Genomic DNA, 3,275 nt, shown 5'->3' on the forward strand with positions numbered 1-3,275 from the left:
GAACTCGGGGGAGGGGTGCGCCGGTGGCGGATGCCGTGAACGGCCGGACGCCGCTGCGCGAGCAGGTGCGGCGGGCGTTGCAGGACCGCATCAGCGACGGCCGCCTCCGGCCCGGCGACCGGCTCTACGAGCAGGAGATCGCCGCCGAGTTCGGCGTCTCCCGGGTGCCGGTGCGCGAAGCGATCCGCATGTTGCAGAGCGAAGGGCTCGTGGACGTGGCGCCGAACCGGCGCGGCGTGTTCGTGCGCAGCCTCGACCGCGCGCAGGTCGAGGAGCTGTTCGACGTCCGCGAAGCCCTCGAAGCGCTCGCCGCCCGGCTAGCCGCGTCCCGCGCCTCCGCGGACGACGCCGAACGGCTCGGCGTGCTCGCCGAACGCGCCCGGCGGGCGTGGGCGGGCGGGGACGTGGACGCGATGTCCGCGGCCAACACCGAGTTCCACGACCGGATCGTGGCGCTGTCCGGGAACGCGCTGCTCGCCTCGGTGCTGGAGCCGCTGCACGGCAGGCTCGCCTGGCTGTTCCGGCTCAACCTGGAGCCGGAGCGGGTGTGCCGGGAGCACGACGAGCTGCACGCCGCCATCGCCGGCGGTGACGGCGACCGGGCCGCCGAGCTCGCGCTCGGACATGTTCGGGCCAGCAGAACGATGGTCCTCGACAAGATGCTCTTCTGAGCTCTTCTCGTCCAGGTGAGTGGCCCGCCCGCCGATCCCGGCGCGGTGAGCGGGCCGCTCACCTGAGTTGCTTCCACGGGGTGGCCCGCGTGTGCCCGGTCTGGTGGGGCTCATCTCGGGGACGTGGTGGTTGACCGGGGGCGGGAACCGGCCTACTTTTCCGTATACGTCTAAGTATACTTCCGCTATGTGGAACCGGAGCGGCCATGTCCCCGGATCGTGCCGAAGCCGCCACCACGCCGGGAGCCCCCAGCCCCCGGCTCTACAACGCCGATCTGGCCCCGCCCGCACAACGCCGCTGGAAGACCTACAGCATCTTCGCGCTGTGGATGAACGACGTGCACAACATCGGCAACTACACCTTCGCCGCCGGCCTGTTCGCCCTCGGGCTCGGCGCGCTGCCGTCGCTGATCGCGCTGCTGCTCGGCATCCTCGTCGTGTTCTGGGGCATGAACCTGATGGGCCGCATGGGGCAGCGCACCGGCGTCCCGTTCCCCGTGATGGCGCGGATCTCCTTCGGCGTGCACGGCGCGCAGCTGCCCGCGCTGATCCGCGCCGTCGTCGCCATCGCCTGGTACGGCATCCAGACCTACCTGGCCTCGCTCGCCGTCGTCGTGCTGGTGCTGCGCATCGAACCCGCGCTCACCCCCTACGCGCAGGACTCGATCCTCGGGCTCTCCAGCCTCGGCTGGATCTGCTTCCTCGCGCTGTGGGCGGTGCAGCTGGTGATCCTCAGCTTCGGCATGGAGATCATCCGCCGGTTCCAGGACTGGGCCGGGCCGATCGTGTGGGTCGTGATGCTCGCGATGGCGATCTGGGTGCTGGTCCTCGCGGGCGGGCGGATCTCCTGGAACCCGCCGAACGCGCTCAGCGGCACCGCGATGTGGTGGGAAGTGCTCGGCGCGGCCGGGCTCACCATCGCCATCTACGGCACGCTGATGCTCAACTTCTGCGACTTCTCCCGGTTCGCGCCGGACCGGAAATCGGTCGTGCGCGGGAACTTCTGGGGCCTGCCGGTGAACTTCACCGCCTTCGCGATGGTGTCCATCATCGTCACCGCCGGGACGCACACCCTGTTCGGCGAGATCATCACCGACCCGGCGGAGATCATCGCGAAGGTGCCGAACACCTTCGTGCTCGTCGTCGGCGCGCTGCTGTTCGCGCTCGCGACCATCGGCGTGAACATCGTCGCGAACTTCGTCTCGCCCGCCTACGACCTCGCCAACCTCGCGCCGAAGCACATCGGCTTCCGGCGCGGCGGGCTGATCAGCGCGGTGCTCGCCGTGGTGGTGCTGCCGTGGAACCTCTACGGCAGCCCCGCCACCGTGGAGTACTTCCTCGGCGGGCTCGGCGCGGTGCTCGGGCCGCTGTTCGGCGTGATCATCGTGGACTACTGGCTGCTGCGGCGCGGCCGGATCAACGTGCCCGACCTCTACACCGAGGATCCCGCCGGCGAGTACGCCTACCGGCGGGGCGTGAACCCGCGGGCCGTCGCCGCGCTGCTGCCCGCCTCGGCGGTCGGCATCGCGCTCGCCGTGGTGCCCGCGTTCGCGGTGCTGTCCTCGTTCTCCTGGTTCATCAGCGCGCTGCTCGGCGGCGGGCTCTACCACCTGATCGCCGACCGCGGCCGCGACTTCACCGACGTCCCAGGAGACCACCTCGCGCGGAACACCACCGCAGAAGGAATCCACTGACCGCAGCCACCCGTGCCGCGGGGGCGGGCGGTGTCTTCTTCCCGTCAGCGGCGAAGCCGCTGAGCTGCCGACCACCTGAGCAGCGGAACCGCCGAGGTTCCGCCACCCCAGCGCCCCGCAAACCGAGTCCCAGGACAAGCAGCGAAGGAGAGCACGTGCGGATCGTCGTTGCCAACGTCAACACCACCGAAGCCGTGACCGAGGTGATCCGGGCGCAGGCCGTCGCGATCGCCGCACCCGGCACCGAGGTCCTCGCCGTCACCCCGCGCTTCGGCCCGCCCTCGGTGGAGGGGAACTTCGAGAGCTACCTGGCCGCGGTCGCCGTGATGGACCGGGTGCGGGCCGTGCCCGAACCCTTCGACGCGGTGGTGCTGGCCGGGTTCGGCGAGCACGGCAAGGAAGGGCTCGCGGAGCTGTTCGACGTGCCCGTCGTGGACATCACCGAAGCCGCCGCGCACACCGCGAGCCTGCTCGGCCGCCGGTTCTCCGTCGTCACCTCGCTGACGCGCACCACCGGCCAGATCACCGACCGGCTCGCGCTGACCGGGCTGGGCTCGCGGTGCGCCTCGGTGCGCGCCACCGGGATGGCCGTGCTGGAACTGGAGGCCGATCCGGAACGCGCCAGGGACCGGCTCGCCGCCGAAGCCGTGCGCGCCGTCCGCGAAGACGGCGCCGAGGTGGTCTGCCTCGGCTGCGCGGGCATGGCGGGCCTCGCCGAACAGGTGCGCGACGCCGCGGGCGTACCCGTCGTCGACGGCGTCCCCGCGGCGGTCGGGCTCGCGGAACTGCTGGTGCGGCAGGGCCTCAGCACCTCGAAGGTGGGGGGCTGGGCGACGCCGCACCCAGCCCGCACGGCGAGCACTACCGCGACTTCCTCGCCTCCCGCCCGCGCGGCGCGGAGGACGTGGCC

3 protein-coding genes are annotated in these 3,275 nt (G+C 71.7%); all 3 read left to right on the plus strand.

Annotation, left to right across the window (positions count from 1 at the left end; translation table 11 throughout):
• Positions 1–23: 23 nt before the first annotated feature.
• Positions 24–671 carry a GntR family transcriptional regulator gene (locus LCD31_RS28535; RefSeq protein WP_224963256.1) on the plus strand — a complete coding sequence of 216 codons (648 nt, stop codon included), beginning with the start codon at positions 24–26 and terminating at the stop codon, positions 669–671.
• A gap of 206 nt (positions 672–877) precedes the next feature.
• On the plus strand, positions 878–2,365 hold the full coding sequence (locus LCD31_RS28540; RefSeq protein WP_224963258.1) for an NCS1 family nucleobase:cation symporter-1: 1,488 nt from the start codon (positions 878–880) through the stop codon (positions 2,363–2,365).
• Positions 2,366–2,520: 155 nt separating this feature from the next.
• A partial coding sequence (locus LCD31_RS28545) for an aspartate/glutamate racemase family protein (protein WP_224963260.1) occupies positions 2,521–3,275 on the plus strand: 755 nt, incomplete at its 3' end.

Source organism: Saccharopolyspora sp. 6M (assembly GCF_020176775.1).
Taxonomy (GTDB): Bacteria; Actinomycetota; Actinomycetes; order Mycobacteriales; family Pseudonocardiaceae; genus Saccharopolyspora_C; species Saccharopolyspora_C gregorii.

Bases quoted from the DNA above. Each gene is read 5' to 3' on its own strand.
- LCD31_RS28540 (WP_224963258.1), top strand. From the start codon at position 878: ATGTCCCCGGATCGTGCCGAAGCCGCCACCACGCCGGGAGCCCCCAGC.